This window comes from Limnohabitans sp. TEGF003 (assembly GCF_055395455.1).
The window spans coordinates 1,392,561-1,412,652 of the sequence record NZ_AP029225.1; the positions used below are offsets into that span (position 1 = coordinate 1,392,561).

The following is a 20,092-nucleotide window of genomic DNA, read 5'->3' on the forward strand; positions in this document are numbered from 1 at the left end:
AACCCCTGTAACCCTGTTCAACAAAAAAGGAACTGACATGACAGACATCTCCAAGCGCACCATCGTGAAGATGGTGGCCCTGACCGCTGTGGCCGCCGCCGCACTGGTCGGCTGTGGCAAGAAGGAAGAGGCCCCCAAGGCCGAGGCGCCCGCTGCGGCCAAGGCCGAGCCCCTGAAGATCGCGTTTGCCTATGTCGGCCCGGTGGGCGACGGCGGTTGGACCTTTGCGCACGACAACGGCCGCAAGGAAATCGAAAAAGCCTTCGGCGACAAAGTCGTCACCAGCTTTGTGGAAAAAGTGCCGGAAAGCGCTGACGCCGAACGCGTGATCCGCGACATGGCTGCCCAAGGCAACAAGCTGATTTTTGGCACCACCTTCGGTTACATGGAGCCCATGCTCAAGGTGGCCGCTGACCACAAGGACATCAAGTTCGAGCACGCCACCGGCTACAAGACCGCCGAGAACATGCGCACCTACGACAGCCGCACCTACGAAGGCGCTTACATGGCGGGTGTGATCGCGGGCAAGATGACCAAGACCAACACCCTGGGTGTGGTCGCCTCCATCCCAATCCCCGAGGTGGTGCGCAACATCAACAGCTTCACCCTGGGTGCCCAGTCGGTCAACCCCAAGATCAAGACCAAGGTGGTCTGGGTGAATGAGTGGTTCAACCCACCGAAAGAAACCGAAGCCGCCACCTCGCTGATCAACGGCGGCGCGGACGTGCTGATGCAAAACACCGACTCGTCGGCTGTGCTGCAGACCGCCGAAAAAATGGGCAAGCGCGCCTTCGGCTGGGATTCCGACATGACCGCCTACGGCCCCAAGGCCCACCTGGGTTCGGCCGTGATCAACTGGGGCCCTTACTACGTCAAGGCCGTGGGTGAAGCCCTGGAAGGCAAGTGGAGCACTGGCCAAAGCTGGTGGGGCGTGAAAGAAGGCGCGATCGACATGGTCGGGGTGGCCGCGGATGTGCCTGAAGACACCAAGAAAAAGATCGATGAGATCAAGGCCGGTCTGAAAGACGGCAGCTTCGCCATCTGGAAAGGCCCGATCGTGGACCAGGCTGGCAAGGAAGTGCTGGCCAAAGACGCGGTGGCCGACGACAAGTTCCTGGGTGGCGTGATGTTCTACGTCAAGGGCGTGGAAGGCAAGATTCCGGGTAAGTGATTCGTCCGGTAAGAAGTGACCACTGCGCGCAGTGGTCGCCAAAAAAAGGCTGCAGGGGCAATGTCCCTGCAGCCTTTTTCACGTCCGGGCTTGTTCAGCGTGGTTTGTAGGCTGTGACGTCGATTTCGACTTTGGCATCGATCATCAACCGTGACTCCACCGTGGAGCGGGCAGGCCGGTGTTCGCCAAAGCACTCCATGTACACCCGGTTGAAACTGCCGAAATCGCGTGCATCCGCAAGCCACACGCTGACCTTGCAAACATCGTTCAGGGTGCAGCCTGCCAAGGCCAGTGCTTGCTGGATGCGGACAAAGACCTGGCGTGTCTGGGCCTCAATGCCACCGGACACCACTTCGCCTTGGTCGTTGGTGGGCACCTGACCTGACACAAAAACGAAATCGCCAGCGCGTGTGGCGGGGGAAAGGGGGCGGGCCAGGCGATCTGAGGCGATGGGGGAGGTCCCCAGCATTTCGACGGTCATATGTTGTCTCCGTATCGTGTTTTGGAAAAAAGAAAAGCCATTATTCAACATTTATTTACAGGAAAACCCTGTTTCATCCGCGACCCAAATTCATTTAGAGTCAAAAATGTAAAAAATTTACATTTTCTTCCCCACACTTCTAGGAGACCTCCATGCTGCGTTTGCCTCGTCGACACCTGCTGACTCTGCTCTTGGCTGCACTGCCTTTTGCCTCTTTTGCTGCACCGCCCAAAGGGGGGGCGGCCAACCTGGCCATGATCGGTGAACCGCAAAGCTTGGACCCGATGGCTTCGACGGCGGACCTGGTCGGCACGATCATGCAGCACGTGTACGAAACGCTCTACACCTTTGACAGCAAATGGCAAGCCACCCCCATGTTGGCCGACGGCATGCCCAAGGTCTCGGCAGACGGCTTGACCTATGCCATCAACATCCGCAAAGGGGTCAAGCTTCACAGCGGTCGTGACCTGGATGCTCAGGATGTGGTGGCCTCCCTCAAGCGCTGGATGGAGATGGCGCCGCGTGGCAAATCGGTGGCCAAAGACACCGTGAGTCTGGAAGCCAAAGGCAGCCACGCCATCGAGTGGAAATTCAGCGCACCCAGCGCCTCTTTGCTGGCTCAGCTGGCCTTGCCTTCTGGCATGGCGGTGATCATGGCCAAAGAGAGCATTGCCACGCCTCTGGTTTCGTTTGTGGGCACGGGTCCCTACAAATTCAAGGAGCGTCGTCCGGACCAGTATGTGATCCTGTCTCGCTTTGATGGCTACAGCGCCCGCAGCGAAGCGCCCAATGGCTATGCGGGCAAGCGTGAAGCCCTGTTGGACGAGCTGCGTTTTACCCCCGTACCCAATGCCAACACGCGCGTGGAAGGCGCTTTGGCCGGGCAGTTCCACTTTGCCGATCAACTGCCGACCGAGGCCTTGGCGCGTGTTGAAAAAGCAGGCCCCTCGGTGGTTCCGATCGTCACACCTTCGTTTGGCTTTCCTTACATGGTTTTCAACACCAAGGAAGGCGTGCTGGCCAACCAGGGCATTCGCCAAGCGATCCAGATCGCCATCGGTGAAGGTGAAATGCTGACGGCTGCCTATGGCGACAAGCGGTTCTTTACAGTGGAGGGCAACCACTTTCCACAGGGCACGCCGTTTTATTCGACCGCAGGCACTGACCAGTACAACAAGCAGGATGCCAAGCGCGCCAAGGACATGGCCGAGAAAGCCGGTTACAAGGGCGAGACCATCCGCTTGCTGACCAGCCGCCAATACGAGTTTCACCACACCATGGTGCAGGTCATGGCCGAGCAATTGCGGGCCGCAGGCTTCAAGCCCGAGATGCAAGTGGTGGACTGGGCCACTTTGGTGCAGCGCCGTGGTGACTCGAAGGTGTGGGACATCTACATGACCCACTCGGGCCAGTTCCCCGAGCCCATGCTCTCGCCACCGCAGTTGGGCGAGGGCGCACCAGGCTGGTGGAGTTCTCCGGCCAAGGCCAAGGCCCTGGGCGACTTCAACCGCCAGACGGACCCGGCCAAGCGTGCCCAGCTGTGGAGTGCCGTGCAGCAAGTGGTTTACACCGAAGTGCCTTACATCAACGTGGGCAAGTTCAGCAGTTTGTCGGCACGTTCCAGCAAACTCGAAGGCTACACCCCTTCGACCTGGCCATTCTTCTGGAACACGGGCCTGGCCAAATAAACCGCAGGAACTGATCGATGTCTCGCATGTCCTGGGCCGGCCTGGGGCGCACTTTGCTGGGCCGCTTGGGCGGCATGCTGGCGGTGCTGTCCCTGGTGTCTGTGTTGGTGTTCTTGCTCACGCGGCTGGCCGCTGGCGACCCGATCGCGGTGTTGCTGGGCGACCAGGCTTCGCTGGAGGACATTGCGCAGGCACGCCAGCGCTACGGGCTCGATCAACCACTGGTCAGCCAATTCATGCTGTGGCTGGCTGAGGTGCTCCAGGGCAACCTGGGGCAATCGATCTTTTTGCAAATGCCGGTCACGCAAGTGCTGTGGGAGCGTGTCGAGCCCACGGCGTGGCTGGCCTTCCTTTCGGTGAGCCTGGCCATGCTGATCGGCGTGCCTTGCGGCATTGTGTCGGCCGTGTGGCGTGGGCGCTGGATTGACCAATGCGTGAGCACGCTGGCCATGCTGGGGGCGAGCATGCCCAGTTTCTGGATGGGCTTGATGGTCATCCAGTTGCTGGCGGTGGGCGCAGGCTGGTTTCCGGTTTCAGGGTATGGCGACCCGGGGGCGGGTTGGGCCACGCGCATCCACCATTTGATGCTGCCTGCCTTGGTGCTGGGCACACTCAATTCGGCCTTGATCATCCGGTTCACCCGCGCATCCATGCTGGACATCCTGAGCGAAGACTACATCCGCACGGCGCGTTCCAAAGGCTTGTCTGAAAGCGTGGTGGTGCTCAAGCACGCTTTGCTCAACGCCCTGGTGCCCATCCTGACGGTGCTGGGGCTGACGCTGGCCTTGATGATCGGTGGGGCTGTGGTGACCGAGACGGTGTTCAACCTGCCGGGCCTGGGCAATCTGGTGGTGCGTGCGGTGTTGCGCCGTGATTACCCGGTGATTCAGGGGGCCTTGCTGGCGATTGCCGGGGTGTACGTCATCATCAACTTTGTGATCGATGTCATGTATGTTTTTGTCGACCCGAGGGTGCGTCATGGCTGAGTGGCGTCGCACCTTGTCGCTGTTGTTTGCCCGCCGGGTGGTGCTGCTGGCCGTGCTGCTGCTGGGCTTGATGCTGTTCATGGCGGTGACCGGGCAGTGGCTTTTGCCGCATGAGCCCATGGCCATGAAAGTCAGCATGCGCCTGAAGGCCCCCAGCTGGACCTACTGGAGCGGCACCGACGAATTGGGCCGTGACATCACCAGCCGGATTTTTTACGGGGCGCGTTATTCACTGGCCATTGGTGCAGGCACCGCCTGTTTGTCGGTGGTGCTGGGCACCTTGCTGGGCTTGCTGGCGGGTTTTTTCAAGCATCTCGACGCCGTGCTGATGCGCTGTGTGGATGCCATGATGGCTTTTCCGGACATCTTGCTGGGCATTGCGCTGGTGTCGATTTTGGGGGCCAGCCCGGTCAATGTGGTGCTGGCGCTGACCTTGGTGTACACGCCGCGTGTGGCCCGGGTGGTGCGCGCTTGCACCTTGGTGATTCGCGAGCTGCCCTATGTCGAGGCGGCCCGTGCCGTGGGCGTGAGCACCCCCAGGCTGCTGCGCGTGCACATCCTGCCCAACCTGATGTCGCCGATCCTGGTGCAGCTCAGTTTCATCTTTGCCTATGCTTTGCTGGCCGAGGCGGGCTTGTCCTTTTTGGGCGTCGGGGTGGGGGCAGAAATCCCCACCTGGGGCACCATGGTGGCGGCCAGCACCCAGCATGCCGACCGGGCCGTCTGGACACTTTTTTACCCCGGCATGGCGATTGTGTTGACCGCTTTGTCCTTGCAGTTGCTGGGCGATGGCGTGCGTGATTTGCTCGATCCCCGTTTGAAAGGCACGCCATGAACGCCCCCGAAGCCGCATCTGCTGTGCCGCGCTTGCAGGTGCGCGATTTGACCACCACCCTGGTGCAGCGCGAGGGTGCGGTGCCTCTGGTGCGCGGGGTGAGTTTTGATTTGCATGCTGGACAAACGCTGGCGCTGGTGGGCGAGTCGGGCAGCGGCAAATCGCTCACGGCGCTCAGCCTCATGCGTTTGCTGGCGCGCAATGCCCGCTGGCAATGTGGCGGGCAAGCCTTGTTCACCGATGCTGCGGGGCAAACACGCGATGTGCTGCAGCTGAGCGAGGCCGAGATGCGCCAATGGCGCGGGCACCAGATGGCCATGATTTTTCAGGAGCCCATGACTTGCCTGAACCCGGTGCTGACGGTGGGTGAACAAATTGCCGAGTCGGTTCGCCTGCATTGGGGGCTGGACAAGCGCGCTGCGCGCCTGCGCGCTTTGCAGGCGCTGGAGCAGGTGGAGATTCCTGCTGCGCGCCAGCGGCTGGACGAGTACCCGCACCAGTTGTCTGGCGGCATGCGCCAGCGCGTGATGATCGCCATGGCCATGGTTTGCGAGCCACAGGTCTTGATTGCCGACGAACCGACGACGGCACTCGATGTGACCATCCAGGCGCAAATTCTGTCCCTCATGTCGCGTTTGCAGCGTGACACCGGCATGAGCATGCTGTTCATCACCCACAACCTGGGCGTGGTGGCGCACCACGCCGAACGTGTGGCGGTGATGTATGCCGGTCAGGTGGTCGAGCAGGCGGATGTGCATGCCTTGTTTGCGCAGCCTGCTCACCCCTACACACAAGGCCTGTTGGCGTGTCTGCCTGGTCGCGCCAGACAGCGGTCATTGCAGGAGGGGCGTCGCATGGCCTTGCGGGACATTCCGGGCCAAGCCCCGGCCATGGACCGCCTGGGCGCAGGTTGCAGTTTTGCCGAGCGCTGTGCATCGAGGCTGCCCCTGTGCAGTTTGCAAGCCCCCGTTTGGCAAGGCGATGCGGCCCATGCCCACGCGTGCCATCTGGAGCAGCGGTCATGAAGCCCATGCTGAAGATTGAGGACTTGTCGGTCGAGTTTGGCCGTGGGGCGCAGCGGGTGCGTGCAGTGCGCGGGGTGAGTTTCGACATTGCCCACGGCGAAACCCTGGGTCTGGTGGGCGAATCCGGCTCGGGCAAAAGCACCCTGGGCCGTGCGGTGTTGCAACTGATTGCGGTCACTCAAGGGTCTGTGCAGCTGGAAGGGCGTGAGCTTGTGGGCCTGAGCGCCTCGCAAATGCGCCCTTTGCGGCGTGAAGTCCAAATGGTGTTCCAGGACCCCAGTCTGAACCCCCGTCAACGTGCTGGCGACATGCTCGACGAAGTGCTCAGCACGCACGCCCTGCATGGGGGTGCCGCGCGTGCCCCGCGCATTGCGCAGTTGCTTCAGCTGGTGGGGCTCATGCCGGAGCACGCCAGCCGTTTTGCGCACGAATTTTCAGGCGGGCAAAAGCAGCGCCTGGGCATCGCCAGGGCCTTGGCGGCGGAGCCCCGCTTCATCGTGGCCGACGAGCCGCTGTCGGCGCTGGACATGTCGATTCAGGCGCAAATTGTCAACTTGCTGATCAAGCTGCGCGATCAGCTGGGCTTGACGCTGCTGTTCATCTCGCACGACCTGGATGTGGTGCAGTACCTGTGCGACCGTGTGGTGGTGCTGTACCTGGGGCGTGTGATGGAGATCGCGCCCACGTCAGATCTTTTTGCATCGCCCGCGCACCCGTACACGCGCGCCTTGCTGTCGGCCGCGCCCATTCCCGATCCCGCGCAAGCGGCACCCCGGGTAGCGTTGCAGGGCGATCCACCCAGCCCTTTGAATCCACCGTCCGGTTGTGTGTTTCGCACCCGTTGCCCCCATGCTGTGACCGCCTGTGCCGACACCGTGCCCGAACTCACCCCCACCACAGCAGGCCGCCTGGTGGCCTGCTGGCGACATGAAGAATTGAACTGAGTCATGCAACTGAACCCCGCCTTCAAAGGCTATCCACCGCACCTTGACCCCATCGATCTGAAAGATGCCGGGCGGCAGGGTTGGCAATTGCTTCGGGGCGATTTGCCATTTCCGCTGGCCGTGCTCAAGGACTCTGCGCTGCAGCACAACCTGGACTGGATGCAGGATTTTTGCCGCACGCGTGGGTTGGACATCGCACCGCATGGCAAGACCACCATGTCGCCCGAGCTGTATGCCCGCCAGCTGGCGGCTGGCGCATGGGGCATCAGTTTTGCCACGGTTTTTCAGGCTGCCTTGGGTGCGCGCCATGGTGTGCGCCGCATCATCATCGCCAACCAGGTCCTGCAGGCGGTGGATCTGGACAGCCTGTCGGCTTTGCTGCAAGCGCATGCAGGTTTGCAGGTTTATTTTTTGGTCGATTCGCTGGCCCAATTGCGTTTGATCGAAGCGTGGCGTGTTCAGCGTCAGTCCAGCACGGTGTTCACCGTGCTCGTGGAGCTGGGCCTTGAGGGCAAGCGAACAGGTTGCCGTGGCCACCAGGAAGCGCTCGCACTGGCGCAGGCCATCCGCCGCAGCCCAGCCGTGCAACTGGCGGGCATCGAGTGCTATGAAGGCGCTTTGGCCACTTGCCACCACGAGCATGACCGCGCCAGCGTGGCCGCCTTGATGGCGCGTGTACAGAAAATGGCGACGGCCTGTGAAGCCGATGATTGCTTTGAAACCGACGAGGTGCTGATCACGGCGGGTGGCTCGGCCATCTTCGACCTGGTGGCGGAACATTTGACCCCCCACTTGAGCCGACCTGTGCGGGGCATTTTGCGCTCGGGCTGTTACCTCACGCATGACCATGTGCAATACCGTCAGCATTTGAAGTGTGTTGCAGAGCGTCTGAATTTGCGCGAGACCTTGCGCCCCGCCATTGAGCTGGTCAGCGTGGTCCAGTCCTGCCCCGAGCCGGGGCTGGCCATTTTGTCGATGGGCAAGCGCGATGTGTCGTACGACCTGGACATGCCAGTGCCCGAATGGCGGGCTCAGGTGGGGGATGTCCAAACCCGCGCTGTGCCTGCCCATTGGGCCGTGACGGCGTTGAATGATCAGCATGCCTATTTGCACTTTGATGCGCAGGCGCCCGAAGACCAGCATCCGGTGGTGGGGCAATTGGTGGGTTGCGGCATTTCGCACCCTTGCACCACTTTTGACAAATGGCGCTGGATGCCGGTGGTGGACGATGCTTACCGCGTGGTGGACGCGGTGTCGGTGAATTTTTGAAGACGGTTTGCCATGACTGAGCACCACCCCTCTTTGCTGCAGCGATTGCAGACGGCCGCACCGGGCTTGCCCCGCGCTCAGCAGCAAGTGATTGCGGCCTTGCTTCAGGATCCGGAGGGTGCTTTGTCATTGAGTGTGGACGCCCTGGCCCGACAGGCCCAAGTGTCGATGCCCACCATCATGCGTACCGCGCGTCAACTGGGTTTTGAGGGGGTGCGTGAATTCAAGCTGGCTTTGGCGCAGGATCTGGCGCGCCATGCACCTGTGCACAGCTCGGTCACGATGCACGACAGCACCACCGACATCGTGCAAAAAATCCTCAGTGGGGCGGCTGCGTCCATCACCGCCTTGCAGCAGCAGCTCGACCCTCTGGTCCTGGAAAAAGCCGCAAGCTTGTTGGCGGGGGCCGAGCGCATCGACTGCTATTCGGTGGGGGCCACCTCCGCTTTCATGGCCAGTGACTTGCAAGGCCGCTTGTTTCGACTGGGGCGGCATGCGCATGCGGTGCACGACGCGCACCAGCAACTCATCTCGGCTGCCACCTTGGGCTCTTCGGGTGTTGCTGTCGCGATCTCGCATGTGGGGCGCATGCCGTTCATGCTCGAAGCGGTGGGGTTTGCCCGATCGCAAGGCGCCAAAGTCATCGCCATCACGCAGCCCGATACGGCGTTGGCCCAGATGGCCGATGTGGTGATCGGGGTCAGCGTTCCGCCCGATGCCGTGATGCGCGTGGGCACCGAGGCATACATCGCCCATTTGCTGGTCATCGAGTTGCTGATGGTGCTCGTCCTGCAAGCCTTGGGGCCAGATGCTGCCAGACACTTGGCGCAGTTCAAGTCGGTCCTGCAGGCCCATGGGCAGGATGTGGACCAACACCCTACCGTGGACTGGGCCTGGTCCAGTGTTGAGAAAGATGCCCAAGCATGAAGACATTTTTGTTGCGCAACACGCAATTGGTCGATGGCACAGGTGCACCTGCACGGATCGCCGATGTCTGGGTGCGCGGTGACCGCATTGCCGCCATCGGCGAAAACCTGGGTGTTGCTGCCGACGAGGTGCTTGACGCGGGTGGCTTGACCCTCGCGCCGGGCTTCATTGACGTGCACACCCACGACGATGCCATCGTCCTGCGCGACCCGGGCATGCTGCCCAAATTGTCGCAAGGGGTGACCACGGTCATCACGGGCAACTGCGGCTTGTCGCTGGTGCCATTGGTCAGTGATGCACCGGGGTCGCCGCTGGATTTGCTACACACCTCGGAGTTCCGCTTTGCACATCTGAACGATTACGCCCAAGCCATTGCGGACAACCCGCCTGCGGTCAATGTCGGGGCATTGATCGGGCACACGACCTTGCGCGCCAAGGTCATGCAAGACCTCACTCGGGCGGCAACACCCGACGAAACTCGTGACATGGCCGCTTTGCTGGACGAGGCTTTGGCCCACGGAGCTTTGGGCCTGTCTTCAGGGCTTTTTTACCAGCAGGCCTTTGCCGCTGACATGGCAGAAATGCAAGCCTTAACGCGTGTGGTCGGCCGCCATGGCGGCGTGTATGTGACGCACATCCGCAGCGAGATGGACGACATCCTGAATGCCATGCAGGAAGCGGCCGACACAGCGCAATCGGGCGCAGCCACCTGGATCATGTCGCACCACAAATGTGCCGGGCCACGCAACTGGGGGCGAACCATCGAAACACTGGCTTTGCTCGAACGGCTGAGCCAACGCCAAAGTGTGGGCACCGATGTGTATCCCTACAGCGCAGGCTCTACTTTGCTGCGTGAGGACCTGGTGGATGGGGTCATTGACATCCTGATCACCCGCAGCGACACGCATCCTGAAATGGTTGGCCGTTATCTGGCGGACATTGCCCAAGAGTGGGGCACAGACCAGTTGCAGGCTTGCAGGCGGTTGATGCCCGGTGGGGCCTGCTATTTCCAGATGCGCGAAGACGATGTACGCCGTGTGTTGGCACACCCCATGAGCATGATCGGGTCCGACGGCCTGCCACACGACGAACGCCCTCACCCTCGCCTGTGGGGGGCTTTTGCACGCGTTTTGGGACATTACTGCAGGGATGAACAACTCTTCAGCTTGCCCGAGGCGATCCACAAGATGACAGGCTTGTCTGCCCAACGGTTTGGCCTGCACGATCGGGGTGTGCTGCGTGAGGGGGCGTTTGCAGATCTGGTTTTGCTGGACCCTGCCCGCATTCAGGACAGAGCCACTTACGAAAACCCCCGGCAAATGTGCGAGGGCATCGAGCGGGTCATGGTCAACGGCCATTGGGCTTTTGCACGGGGCCAGGTTCAAGGTACCGGGGCAGGAGCAGGGCGGTTTTTACGACGCTGAACTTCGAACGGGTGCCGCTTTTTGATACCCTGGAGTGACCTTTCGCTCATGAAAGCATCTGCTTTGTCCAAACACCTCGAATCCCCCGCCGCAGCGCCCAGGACCTGGCCGCAAATGCTTTCGGACTTTGGCAGCACCTACGCTGCCAACGCGCTGATCGGTTTCATCTTTGCCGCCACCGGGCCTGTGGCCATCATTTTGTCGGTAGGCACGCGCGGCGGCTTGTCGCCCGAAGAGCTGGCGTCCTGGGTGTTTGGTGTGTTTTTCGTCAACGGCCTGGTCACCTTGTGGATGACCTGGCGCTACACCACGCCGCTGGCGTTTGGCTGGACAATTCCGGGCACCGTGCTGGTGGGGCCGGCCTTGCAGCACCTGAGTTTTGCCGAGGTGTTGGGCGCTTTTTATGTGACCAGTGCGCTGATTTTGTTGCTCGGCCTGAGCGGCTGGGTCAAGCGCGTCATGGCGGCGCTGCCCATGCCCATCGTCATGGGCATGGTGGCCGGGGTGTTTTTGCGGTTTGGTCTGGACATCGTGCGGGCGCTGCACAGCGATGTCGCGATTGCGGCCCCCATGGTGGCCGTGTTTCTGTTGCTGTCGGCCCGGGCCGACTGGGGCAAGCGCTTGCCGCCGGTCATTGGCGCTTTGCTGGTCGGGGCTTTGGCGGTGGCGGTGTCGGGCCGCCTGGATGGCTCGGCCGTGGGGCAATTGACCTTGGCGCAGCCCGTCATCCAGGCGCCGGTCTGGTCCTTGGCAGCGATGCTGGAGCTGGTGGTACCCCTGGCCATCACGGTGCTGGTGGTGCAAAACGGGCAGGGGGTGGCCGTGCTCAAAAACGCCGGGCACGAGCCGCCCGTCAACATGATTGCGGTGGCGTGCGGCTTGGGCGCGGCTGTGAGCGCGTTGTTTGGCGCGGTCAGCACCTGCCTCACGGGGCCAACCAATGGCTTGCTCACCTCGTCCGGCGAGAAATCGCGTCACTACACCGGGGCGCTGATGGTGGGCGTGCTGGCGATCTTGTTCGGCTTGATGGCACCGACTTTCACAGGCCTCATGCTGGCTGCGCCCAAGGAGTTCATCATGGTGCTGGGCGGCTTGGCCATGCTGCGCGTGTTGCAGGGGGCCTTTGTGGCCTCGTTTGGTGCGGGAAAATTTTCACTCGGGGCATTGGTCAGTCTGTTGGTCACAGTGGCTGACATGGGGTTGTTCAACATCGGCGCGGCTTTTTGGGGCCTGGTCGCCGGGTTTGCGGTCTCGTGGTGGATGGAGCGCGGCGATTTCCAGAAAACTTGATGTGTGTGCGGGTGTCGTTGGGCTTGTGCGTGTAAGCTGGCGCTGAAGGCGTGTGCAAGCTCGCCGATGTCCTCCAACGCGTCTCAAAGGGCCTCACATGCTGGAACGTTTCATTCAAAACAAGAAACTTGATGCGGCCAAGCTGAGCGCCAAAAAATTGCTCAGCGCCCGGGGTGAGGCCAATGCGCAAAGCATGGCTGTCAAGCTGATCGACCATTACGAGCATTTGGACAAGCGCAGCCAGATCGACTTTTTTCATTTCTTGTCCAGCCAGTTCAACCCCGACCCGTCCCTGGTGGTGGATGCGGCCCACCGCTACAACACCGAGCGTAACGAAGCCAGCTTGATCCATTTGTTTCAAACGGTGGAGCCACCCCGGCAAGAATTGCTGCGCCGGGTGAACCGCGCACCTGCTGGCACGAGCACGATTTTGAAAATGCGCCAGACGCTGCTGTCCTACCTCAAGGACCATCCGGCTTTTCGCGCCACCGACGCGGACATGCACCATTTGCTCAGCTCCTGGTTCAACCCGGGTTTTTTGGAGCTGCACCAGATCACCTGGAACTCACCTGCGCAATTGCTCGAAAAAATCATCGCGCACGAATCGGTGCACGCCATTGACGGCTGGGACGACTTGCGTCGCCGCTTGCAGCCGGACCGCCGTTGCTTTGCATTTTTTCACCCCCAGTTGCCCGGCGAGCCGCTGATTTTTGTCGAGGTGGCCTTGGTGCCGGGCATCGCCAAAGACGTGGCAGGCCTCATCAACAAACAAGCCCCAGTGGGTGACGCCAAAAGCTTCAAGGCGGCGATTTTTTACTCCATCAGCAATTGCCAGCCGGGCCTCAAAGGGGTGTCGCTGGGCAATTTCCTGATCAAGCGGGTGGCGCAAAAACTGATCGAGGAAATGCCTTCGCTCAAGACCTTTTGCACCTTGTCCCCCATCCCGGGCTTCACCCAGTGGCTGGACGCGGGTGCGTCTCTGCCCGAAGAGCGCCTGAGCCCCACGCACCTGCGCAAGTGGCAAGAAGCCCAAAAAAGCCTGGCGATTGGCAACTTGAGTTGGGCAGAGCGCCTCAAGTCAGGTTGGCACCCCGAGCGCAGTGAGGAGGCCGAGCGGGCCACCCTGATGCGCCTGTGCGCCCTGTACCTGATGCACCAAACCCCTGAGGCGCGGGGCGACGCGGTGGGCAAATTTCACCTGAGCAACGGGGCGACGCTGCACCAGATCAACTGGGCGGCCGATCTGTCCAAAAAAGGGCTGCAACAGTCGGGCGGCATCATGGTCAATTACCTGTACGAGCTGGACAAAGTGGAAGAGCAGCACGAGGCTTTCAGCCACAAGACCGTGTGCTTTTCACGCGGCGTCGAGAAGTTGGTGTAGCCATGCGCGACAGTCTTTTGAAACCCCTGAGTGATGGCGTTTTCGCCCTGTATGACCCATCGGGCCTGCATGTGGGTCACTTCAAATGGGTGAATGGCCAATGGAAGTTCAAGGCCGTGGGCTATGGCCCTGCAGGCCAAGTGATGCCGGGCCATGGGCCTTTGACCGACCGGCACAACACCTGTTTCGCGCAATTGGATGAAGCCACCATCCGCGCCCGATTTTTTGAGGAGTGACCATGTTCAAAGTCCACGCCATACCGCCCACCCGCTTACCCGAGTTGCTGCGCGTCATGCCCAAGGCCGAGCTGCACATCCACATCGAAGGCTCGCTGGAGCCCGAGTTGATTTTTGCCTTGGCCCAGCGCAATGGCGTGTCGCTGCCTTATGCCGATGTGGCCGCCTTGCGCAGCGCCTACGCCTTCACCAACCTGCAAAGTTTTCTGGACCTGTATTACGCCGGGGCCAGCGTGCTGCTGCACGAGCAGGATTTTTACGACATGGCCTGGGCGTATTTCGAGAAGGCTGCAGCCGACCATGTGGTGCGGGCCGAGCTGTTTTTTGACCCGCAAACCCACACGGCGCGGGGTGTGGCCATGGGCGCGGTCATCGAAGGCCTGAGCCGCGCCTGCCGCGATGCGCAAACCCGGCTGAACATCAGCGCCGATCTGATCCTGTGCTTCTTGCGCCACCTGTCCGAAGAAGAGGCCTTGGCCACCCTGGAAGAAGCCATGCCCTGGCGTGAGCACTTCATCGGCGTGGGGCTCGATTCCAGCGAGTTGGGCCATCCTCCTGAAAAGTTTTCCCGCGTCTTTGCCCGCGCCCGGGAGCAGGGCTTGCACTGCGTGGCCCACGCGGGAGAAGAAGGCCCGCCCGCTTACATCTGGGGCGCACTCGACGTGCTCCAGGTCGAGCGCATCGACCACGGCGTGCAGGCCATCCACGACGCGGCGTTGATGAAGCGCCTGGCCGACGACCACATGCCCCTCACGGTCTGCCCGCTGTCCAACCTCAAGCTGTGTGTGTTCAAAAACCTGGCCGACCACAACCTGGGCCAGATGTTGGATGCGGGCCTGTGTGTGACGATCAACTCGGATGACCCGGCCTACTTTGGCGGTTACCTGAACGACAACTACCTGCAGACCTTTGCCGCCCTGCACCTGAACGCCCAGCAAGCCTACAAACTTGCCGCCAACAGCATTGAAGCGAGCTTTGCGCCCGAGACCGACAAGCACCGCTGGATGCATGAATTGAAAGTCTGTTTTCAGGGGTTTGCGGAGCAGGACTGAGGGGTTTGCCTGTCAAAATGCTGTGATGCTCAAGCAAGAATCCCAGCACACCGAATGGAAAGAAACCTGGCGCGATGACTACCTGCGCTGGGTGTGCGGCTTTGCCAATGCGCAAGGTGGGTGTTTGCTGCTGGGGGTGAATGACAAGGGCCAAGTGGTGGGCTTGCCCGATGCGGCCAAGCTGCTGGAAGACTTGCCCAACAAAGTACGCGACCTGCTGGGCATTGTGGTGGATGTGAACCTGCACACCGAAGGCGAGTTGCACTACATCGAGGTGTTGGTGCAGGCCTATCCCAACCCGATCAGTTACCGGGGTCATTACTACATGCGCAGCGGCAGCACGCTGCAAGAACTCAAGGGCGCGACGCTGGACCGCTTTTTGTTGGGGCGCCATGGCCGCACTTGGGACGGCGTACCGCTGCCCCAGTTCAGTCTGGCCGATGTGTCGGCACCGGCCATGGCGCGGTTTCGCCAGCTGGCCCAGCGCAGCGGTCGACTGGATGCAGAGACACTGGCCGAGAGCGATGCCAACTTGCTCGACAAACTGCGACTGAAAGAGGGGGCGTATTACCAACGCGCCACAGCCTTGTTGTTTGCCGCAGACCCCCAGCGTTTTGTGACGGGTGCCTTTGTGAAGGTGGGTTATTTCGAGTCAGAGACCGAGTTGCTGTACCACGACGAGGTCGAAGGCGATTTGTTCCACCAAGTCAAGAACACGCTGGACCTGTTGCTGACCAAATACCTGAAGGCGGTCATTTCATACGATGGCATTGTGCGGGTGGAGACTTTTCCTGTCCCGCGTGCGGCGCTTCGTGAGGCACTGCTGAATGCGCTGGTGCACCGCGACTATGCGGTCACCGCGCCGGTGCAGATTCGTGTGTACGAAAACCGCTTGCGCATCTGGAACCCTGCGGTTTTGCCCGAAGGCTGGACCCTGGATACGTTGCTGGGGGCACATTCATCCAGCCCGTACAACCCGGCCATTGCGAATGCTTTTTTCAGGGCGGGCGAGATCGAGGCTTGGGGCCGTGGGGTGGAGCGCATCTTTGCGGCCTGCGCTGCGGCGGGCACGCCCACGCCAGTGCTGCGTTACCAACCGTTCGACATGTGGCTGGAATTCCCATTTGACCCAGCGTATTTGAAGGTGCTCAAGGCGGGGCAAGGCCAGAGCGAACAAGTCGAAGCACAAGTCACCCCCGAAGTCACCCCCGAAGTCACCCCCGAAGTGGAGCGCATGTTGAGGCGGGTCAATGGCGAGATGAGCCGCGTTGAGTTGATGAGCGAGTTGGGCTTGAAAGACGAAAAACACTTCCGTGTCCACTATCAGCAAAAGGCTTTGGCCTTGGGCGTTCTGGAGATGACGGTGCCCGATAAGCCCCAAAGTCGTCTTCAAAAATACAGACTGACGCCAGCGGGTCGACGCTGGCTTGCCAGACAGGCTTAAAACATACCAATGGGGCGTGATGCGATTGGCATTTGTTTCAGATATTCATGGCAGTTTGACTGCTTTAGATGGCGTGATTGCCGACATGGGGCTCCGAAAAATTCAGTGGTTGGTGTTTTGGCTGAGAAGCGTGAATGACCGAATTGGGCTCATGCCTTGAGAACTGGGGGTGTGCCCAGGGTTTGAATTGCGGAGGATTGAACATGTTGTTTGTCGTTTTGTTCACTGATCGGACCGACCAAGCCGCTTTGCGTGCGAAGTATTTGCAAGCCCATATTGACTGGGTGGCTGCACATCAGGCGCAAGTGCGTGTGGCCGGCAGTTTGCGCGAACAGCTTGGGCAGGTGCCCAAAGGTGGCTTATGGATCGTTGAGTCCGAGTCCAAAGAAAGCGTCCATCAATTGATTCAGACCGACCCCTTCTGGAACTGCGGGCTGCGCCAGAGCGTGGAGGTTTTGTATTGGAGCAAAGCACTGGACCAGCAAGTGTTGGTGTGAGGCTTTTTAAGTACATTGACCTGCTTACATTAATAGCCGTGGGCTTTTGATGAATCGTGTGGACGGTATGGACTGATACCCCATGTAAAATCCAACCCCGAAGCCCGCTGCCCCGGCGGGCTTTGCTTTTTCATCCCCGGGGCCATGTAGAGGACTACCATGTATAAAAACCTCGCTGCCGCGCTCGTGGCCGCCTGCTTTTTTCTTCCCGCCGCTCAGGCACAAACTCCCACCCAATCCAACGAGCCCATCAAGGCCGGTTTTGTCTATGTCTCGCCCATCACCGAGGCGGGCTGGACGCGTCAGCACGACGAGGGTCGCAAGGCCGTTGAGCGGGCTTTGGGCGATCAGGTCAAGACCACCTTTGTGGCCGATGTCGCCGAGGGTGCGGATGCCGAGCGCGTGATCCGCGACCTGGCCCAGCAGGGGCATCAGATCATCTTCACCCCCAGCTTTGGTTACATGGAGCCCACGCTCAAGGTGGCCAAAGAGTTTCCGAATGTGAAGTTCGAGTCCGTGACCGGCTTCAAGACCGCGCCCAATGTGGCGGCTTCGAATGCCCGCTATTACGAGGGCCGCTATCTGGCGGGCATCGCGGCCGGGCGCATGAGCCAGTCGAATGTGGCCGGTTATGTGGCGGGCTTCCCGATTCCCGAAGTGCTGCAAGGCATCAACGCCTTCACGCTCGGCATGCGCTCGGTCAACCCCAAAGCCACTGTGAAAGTGGTCTGGCTGAACGCCTGGTTTGACCCGCCGAAAGAGCGCGAAGCGGCCATGGCCTTGTTCAACCAGGACGTGGACGTGATTGCCTTCCACACCGGCTCCACGGCGGTGATGGCGGCTGCGCAAGAGCGCGGCAAGATGGCCGTGGCCTACCACTCCGACATGCGCAAGATCGGCCCCGATGCCCAGATCATCGCGGTCACCCACCAATGGGGTGATTACTACACGGCCCGCGTCAAGGCGGCTTTGGCCGGTCAGTGGAAGTCGGGCAGTGTGTGGGGCGGTGTGAAGGAGGGCATGATCCGCGTGGGCGACTTTGGCCCCAAGGTGCCCAAGCCTGTGCAGGACGAAATTCTGGCCAAACAAAAAGCCGTGGGCGCAGGCAAGCTGCAAGCTTTTGCCGGTCCGATCTCTGACAACGAGGGCAAGTTGGTGTTGCCCGCAGGACAGATTCTGAGCGATGCCCAAATTTTGAACATGAACTACCTGGTGCAGGGGGTCGTGGGGCGGATCACCCGGTGAGCCGCCAGCCCGGACCGGGTGTCCGGGCGAGACCCTAAAATAGCGCGATCGATACAAAGGCACACCATGAGCATCAAGAGCGACAAATGGATCCGCCGGATGGCTGAGCAGCACGGCATGATTGAGCCGTTTGAGCCGGGACAGATCCGTCAAAACGCCGCAGGTCAGAAAATTGTGAGCTACGGCACCAGCAGCTATGGCTATGACATCCGCTGTGCCCCTGAATTCAAGGTGTTCACCAACATCTACAGCACGGTGGTGGACCCGAAGAATTTCGACGACCGCAGCTTCGTGGACATCGAAGGCGATGTCTGCATCATTCCGCCCAACAGCTTTGCGCTGGCCCGCACGGTGGAGTACTTCCGTATTCCCCGTAATGTGCTGACCATTTGCCTGGGCAAAAGCACCTATGCCCGCTGCGGCATCATCGTCAACGTGACCCCTTTCGAGCCAGAGTGGGAAGGTTATGTGACCCTGGAGTTCAGCAACACCACGCCGCTGCCCGCCAAAATCTACGCGGGCGAAGGCTGTGCGCAGGTGCTGTTCCTCGAAAGCGATGAGGTCTGCGAGACCAGTTACAAAGACCGCGGCGGCAAATACCAAGGCCAAGTGGGCGTGACTTTGCCCAAGACCTGAGGCCTGAAACCCGAGGGCCAAAACCGGATTTCGGGGTCGTCAGCCCAAAATGAGACAATAGCGGGTTAATGACCGACTCTTTTTCCAATTTATCGCTGGCGCCCACGCTGGCACGAGCCGTAGCCGAAATGGGCTACGAATCCATGACCCCTATCCAGGCCCAAGCCATTCCGGTGGTGTTGACAGGCCAGGACGTCATGGGTGCAGCCCAAACGGGCACGGGCAAGACGGCCGCGTTTTCGCTGCCTTTGCTGCAGCGATTGCTCAAGCACGAAAACCCCTCCACCTCGCCTGCCCGTCACCCGGTGCGCGCCCTGGTGTTGCTGCCTACCCGTGAGCTGGCCGACCAGGTGGCCCAGCAGATCAAGATGTACGCCAAATACACCCAGCTTCGCAGCGCGGTGGTGTTTGGCGGCATGGACATGAAGCCCCAGACGCTGGAGCTGAAAAAAGGCGTTGAGGTGCTGGTCGCCACGCCAGGTCGCTTGCTCGACCACATCGAAGCCAAAAACGCGGTGCTCAACCAGGTCGAATATGTGGTGCTGGACGAAGCCGACCGCATGCTGGACATTGGCTTTTTGCCCGACCTGCAACGCATCCTGAGCTACCTGCCCAAGCAGCGCACCACATTGCTGTTTTCCGCCACGTTCTCGCCCGAGATCAAGCGGCTGGCTGGCAGCTATTTGCAAAACCCGATCACCATCGAGGTGGCGCGTCCCAACGAAACCGCTTCCACCGTCGAGCAGCGTTTTTACGCCGCGCAAGACGATGACAAGCGCCGCGTGATCCGCAAGGTGCTGACCGACCGGGGCATCAAGCAGGCCTTCATCTTTGTCAACAGCAAGCTCGGTTGCGGCCGTTTGGCCCGATCACTCGAGCGCGAGGGCTTGCGCACAGCCGCTTTGCACGGCGACAAGAGCCAGGACGAGCGCCTCAAGGCACTGGAAGCCTTCAAACAAGGTGAAGTCGATTTGCTGGTGTGCACCGACGTGGCCGCGCGTGGTCTGGACATCAAGGATGTGCCGGCCGTCTTCAACTTTGACGTGCCCTTCAACGCAGAAGACTATGTGCACCGCATTGGCCGCACAGGCCGTGCTGGCGCCTCCGGTCTGGCGGTGACTTTGGTGAGCCCCTCCGACACGCGTTTGGTGGGCGACATTGAAAAGCTGATCAAGAAAAAGCTGGAGGTTGAAACCCTGCAGCTGGACACCCGCCCCACGGGTCCCGCGCCTGAAAAATGGGGTGAAAGGTCCGAGGATCGCCCCCGTTCGCGTGCTTACGAAGGCCGTCGCCGAGAGCACGATCCCCGTGATGCCCTGGATGCGCCGCATGAGCGCCGTGGCGGTTTCCGGCCCGCGCCGATCAACCGCGATCCGTTTTTTGAAAAACCTTACGAGGCTCCGGCCGCTGACGTTGCACCCAGCTGGGAGCCCAGCGGCCCCAAAGTGGTTCGATCCGCCATCTCGGCCAACATCAAACCCAAGCGCAAGGTGGCCGCCTTGTTCAAGTCGGGTGATTGATCGGGTTTGAAGCCCGGTCTTTGCAGAGGCGTCGAACAGCG

The 20,092-nt window shown here is 60.8% G+C and carries 19 protein-coding genes; 18 read left to right on the top strand and 1 reads right to left on the bottom strand.

Annotated elements, in window-relative coordinates; genetic code table 11:
- The first annotated feature begins 37 nt into the window (after positions 1-37).
- Complete coding sequence (locus ACZ5RT_RS06870; protein ID WP_464453980.1) at positions 38-1,171, top strand: BMP family ABC transporter substrate-binding protein; 1,134 nt, start codon at positions 38-40, stop codon at positions 1,169-1,171.
- 94 nt (positions 1,172-1,265) lie between these two features.
- Here the strand turns inward: ACZ5RT_RS06870 and ACZ5RT_RS06875 are convergent, their stop codons facing one another.
- Positions 1,266-1,652, bottom strand: a complete 387-nt coding sequence (locus tag ACZ5RT_RS06875) for a RidA family protein (RefSeq protein ID WP_464453981.1) — start codon at positions 1,650-1,652, stop codon at positions 1,266-1,268.
- Positions 1,653-1,804: 152 nt separating this feature from the next.
- Here ACZ5RT_RS06875 and ACZ5RT_RS06880 point away from each other — a divergent pair, with 152 nt between their 5' ends.
- The 17 genes from ACZ5RT_RS06880 (at position 1,805) to ACZ5RT_RS06960 (ending at position 20,051) form a co-directional block, all read left to right on the top strand.
- Positions 1,805-3,340, top strand: a complete 1,536-nt coding sequence (locus tag ACZ5RT_RS06880) for an ABC transporter substrate-binding protein (RefSeq protein ID WP_291925170.1) — start codon at positions 1,805-1,807, stop codon at positions 3,338-3,340.
- 17 nt (positions 3,341-3,357) lie between these two features.
- Positions 3,358-4,326: an ABC transporter permease gene (locus ACZ5RT_RS06885; RefSeq protein WP_291925168.1), complete on the top strand. Its 969-nt coding sequence runs from the start codon at positions 3,358-3,360 to the stop codon at positions 4,324-4,326.
- Positions 4,319-5,161, top strand: coding sequence for an ABC transporter permease (locus tag ACZ5RT_RS06890; RefSeq protein ID WP_464453982.1), 843 nt, complete (start codon positions 4,319-4,321; stop codon positions 5,159-5,161). The genes ACZ5RT_RS06885 and ACZ5RT_RS06890 overlap by 8 nt, the downstream gene beginning before the upstream one ends.
- Positions 5,158-6,186 (top strand): ABC transporter ATP-binding protein, encoded by a 1,029-nt coding sequence (locus tag ACZ5RT_RS06895; RefSeq protein WP_464453983.1) that lies wholly within the window; start codon positions 5,158-5,160, stop codon positions 6,184-6,186. Before ACZ5RT_RS06890 ends, ACZ5RT_RS06895 begins: the two co-directional genes overlap by 4 nt.
- On the top strand, positions 6,183-7,130 hold the full coding sequence (locus ACZ5RT_RS06900) for an ABC transporter ATP-binding protein (protein WP_291925162.1): 948 nt from the start codon (positions 6,183-6,185) through the stop codon (positions 7,128-7,130). The genes ACZ5RT_RS06895 and ACZ5RT_RS06900 overlap by 4 nt, the downstream gene beginning before the upstream one ends.
- A gap of 3 nt (positions 7,131-7,133) precedes the next feature.
- Positions 7,134-8,399 carry an amino acid deaminase gene (locus ACZ5RT_RS06905; protein ID WP_291925160.1) on the top strand — a complete coding sequence of 422 codons (1,266 nt, stop codon included), beginning with the start codon at positions 7,134-7,136 and terminating at the stop codon, positions 8,397-8,399.
- 12 nt (positions 8,400-8,411) lie between these two features.
- Positions 8,412-9,326 (top strand): MurR/RpiR family transcriptional regulator, encoded by a 915-nt coding sequence (locus tag ACZ5RT_RS06910; RefSeq protein ID WP_291925158.1) that lies wholly within the window; start codon positions 8,412-8,414, stop codon positions 9,324-9,326.
- A complete protein-coding gene (locus ACZ5RT_RS06915) occupies positions 9,323-10,750 on the top strand; it encodes an N-acyl-D-amino-acid deacylase family protein (protein WP_291925156.1) in 1,428 nt (475 codons plus the stop codon). The genes ACZ5RT_RS06910 and ACZ5RT_RS06915 overlap by 4 nt, the downstream gene beginning before the upstream one ends.
- A 48-nt stretch (positions 10,751-10,798) precedes the next feature.
- The gene (locus tag ACZ5RT_RS06920) at positions 10,799-12,040 is read left to right on the top strand and encodes a benzoate/H(+) symporter BenE family transporter (protein WP_291925154.1); all 1,242 of its coding nucleotides are present in this window, start codon (positions 10,799-10,801) and stop codon (positions 12,038-12,040) included.
- Positions 12,041-12,137: 97 nt separating this feature from the next.
- A complete protein-coding gene (locus ACZ5RT_RS06925) occupies positions 12,138-13,421 on the top strand; it encodes a malonyl-CoA decarboxylase (protein WP_464453984.1) in 1,284 nt (427 codons plus the stop codon).
- A 2-nt stretch (positions 13,422-13,423) separates the two neighbouring features.
- On the top strand, positions 13,424-13,657 hold the full coding sequence (locus ACZ5RT_RS06930; RefSeq protein ID WP_464453985.1) for a hypothetical protein: 234 nt from the start codon (positions 13,424-13,426) through the stop codon (positions 13,655-13,657).
- Between the two features lie 2 nt (positions 13,658-13,659).
- Positions 13,660-14,709 (top strand): adenosine deaminase, encoded by a 1,050-nt coding sequence (locus tag ACZ5RT_RS06935; protein WP_464453986.1) that lies wholly within the window; start codon positions 13,660-13,662, stop codon positions 14,707-14,709.
- A 25-nt stretch (positions 14,710-14,734) separates the two neighbouring features.
- Positions 14,735-16,153, top strand: a complete 1,419-nt coding sequence (locus tag ACZ5RT_RS06940) for a Fic family protein (protein ID WP_464453987.1) — start codon at positions 14,735-14,737, stop codon at positions 16,151-16,153.
- Between the two features lie 203 nt (positions 16,154-16,356).
- Complete coding sequence (locus ACZ5RT_RS06945; RefSeq protein ID WP_464453988.1) at positions 16,357-16,650, top strand: YciI family protein; 294 nt, start codon at positions 16,357-16,359, stop codon at positions 16,648-16,650.
- A 159-nt stretch (positions 16,651-16,809) separates the two neighbouring features.
- Positions 16,810-17,895: a BMP family ABC transporter substrate-binding protein gene (locus ACZ5RT_RS06950; RefSeq protein ID WP_464453989.1), complete on the top strand. Its 1,086-nt coding sequence runs from the start codon at positions 16,810-16,812 to the stop codon at positions 17,893-17,895.
- Between the two features lie 66 nt (positions 17,896-17,961).
- Entirely contained in the window at positions 17,962-18,531 is a 570-nt protein-coding gene (gene dcd, locus ACZ5RT_RS06955) for a dCTP deaminase (protein ID WP_090138747.1), read from the top strand.
- A gap of 68 nt (positions 18,532-18,599) precedes the next feature.
- Positions 18,600-20,051, top strand: a complete 1,452-nt coding sequence (locus ACZ5RT_RS06960) for a DEAD/DEAH box helicase (RefSeq protein WP_108428299.1) — start codon at positions 18,600-18,602, stop codon at positions 20,049-20,051.
- Positions 20,052-20,092: the final 41 nt, after the last annotated feature.

Coding starts and splice junctions, on each gene's coding strand:
- ACZ5RT_RS06870 (WP_464453980.1), top strand. CDS start 38: ATGACAGACATCTCCAAGCGCACCATCGTGAAGATGGTGGCCCTGACC.
- ACZ5RT_RS06875 (WP_464453981.1), bottom strand. CDS start 1,652: ATGACCGTCGAAATGCTGGGGACCTCCCCCATCGCCTCAGATCGCCTG.
- ACZ5RT_RS06880 (WP_291925170.1), top strand. CDS start 1,805: ATGCTGCGTTTGCCTCGTCGACACCTGCTGACTCTGCTCTTGGCTGCA.
- ACZ5RT_RS06885 (WP_291925168.1), top strand. CDS start 3,358: ATGTCTCGCATGTCCTGGGCCGGCCTGGGGCGCACTTTGCTGGGCCGC.
- ACZ5RT_RS06890 (WP_464453982.1), top strand. CDS start 4,319: ATGGCTGAGTGGCGTCGCACCTTGTCGCTGTTGTTTGCCCGCCGGGTG.
- ACZ5RT_RS06895 (WP_464453983.1), top strand. CDS start 5,158: ATGAACGCCCCCGAAGCCGCATCTGCTGTGCCGCGCTTGCAGGTGCGC.
- ACZ5RT_RS06900 (WP_291925162.1), top strand. CDS start 6,183: ATGAAGCCCATGCTGAAGATTGAGGACTTGTCGGTCGAGTTTGGCCGT.
- ACZ5RT_RS06905 (WP_291925160.1), top strand. CDS start 7,134: ATGCAACTGAACCCCGCCTTCAAAGGCTATCCACCGCACCTTGACCCC.
- ACZ5RT_RS06910 (WP_291925158.1), top strand. CDS start 8,412: ATGACTGAGCACCACCCCTCTTTGCTGCAGCGATTGCAGACGGCCGCA.
- ACZ5RT_RS06915 (WP_291925156.1), top strand. CDS start 9,323: ATGAAGACATTTTTGTTGCGCAACACGCAATTGGTCGATGGCACAGGT.
- ACZ5RT_RS06920 (WP_291925154.1), top strand. CDS start 10,799: ATGAAAGCATCTGCTTTGTCCAAACACCTCGAATCCCCCGCCGCAGCG.
- ACZ5RT_RS06925 (WP_464453984.1), top strand. CDS start 12,138: ATGCTGGAACGTTTCATTCAAAACAAGAAACTTGATGCGGCCAAGCTG.
- ACZ5RT_RS06930 (WP_464453985.1), top strand. CDS start 13,424: ATGCGCGACAGTCTTTTGAAACCCCTGAGTGATGGCGTTTTCGCCCTG.
- ACZ5RT_RS06935 (WP_464453986.1), top strand. CDS start 13,660: ATGTTCAAAGTCCACGCCATACCGCCCACCCGCTTACCCGAGTTGCTG.
- ACZ5RT_RS06940 (WP_464453987.1), top strand. CDS start 14,735: ATGCTCAAGCAAGAATCCCAGCACACCGAATGGAAAGAAACCTGGCGC.
- ACZ5RT_RS06945 (WP_464453988.1), top strand. CDS start 16,357: ATGTTGTTTGTCGTTTTGTTCACTGATCGGACCGACCAAGCCGCTTTG.
- ACZ5RT_RS06950 (WP_464453989.1), top strand. CDS start 16,810: ATGTATAAAAACCTCGCTGCCGCGCTCGTGGCCGCCTGCTTTTTTCTT.
- dcd (WP_090138747.1), top strand. CDS start 17,962: ATGAGCATCAAGAGCGACAAATGGATCCGCCGGATGGCTGAGCAGCAC.
- ACZ5RT_RS06960 (WP_108428299.1), top strand. CDS start 18,600: ATGACCGACTCTTTTTCCAATTTATCGCTGGCGCCCACGCTGGCACGA.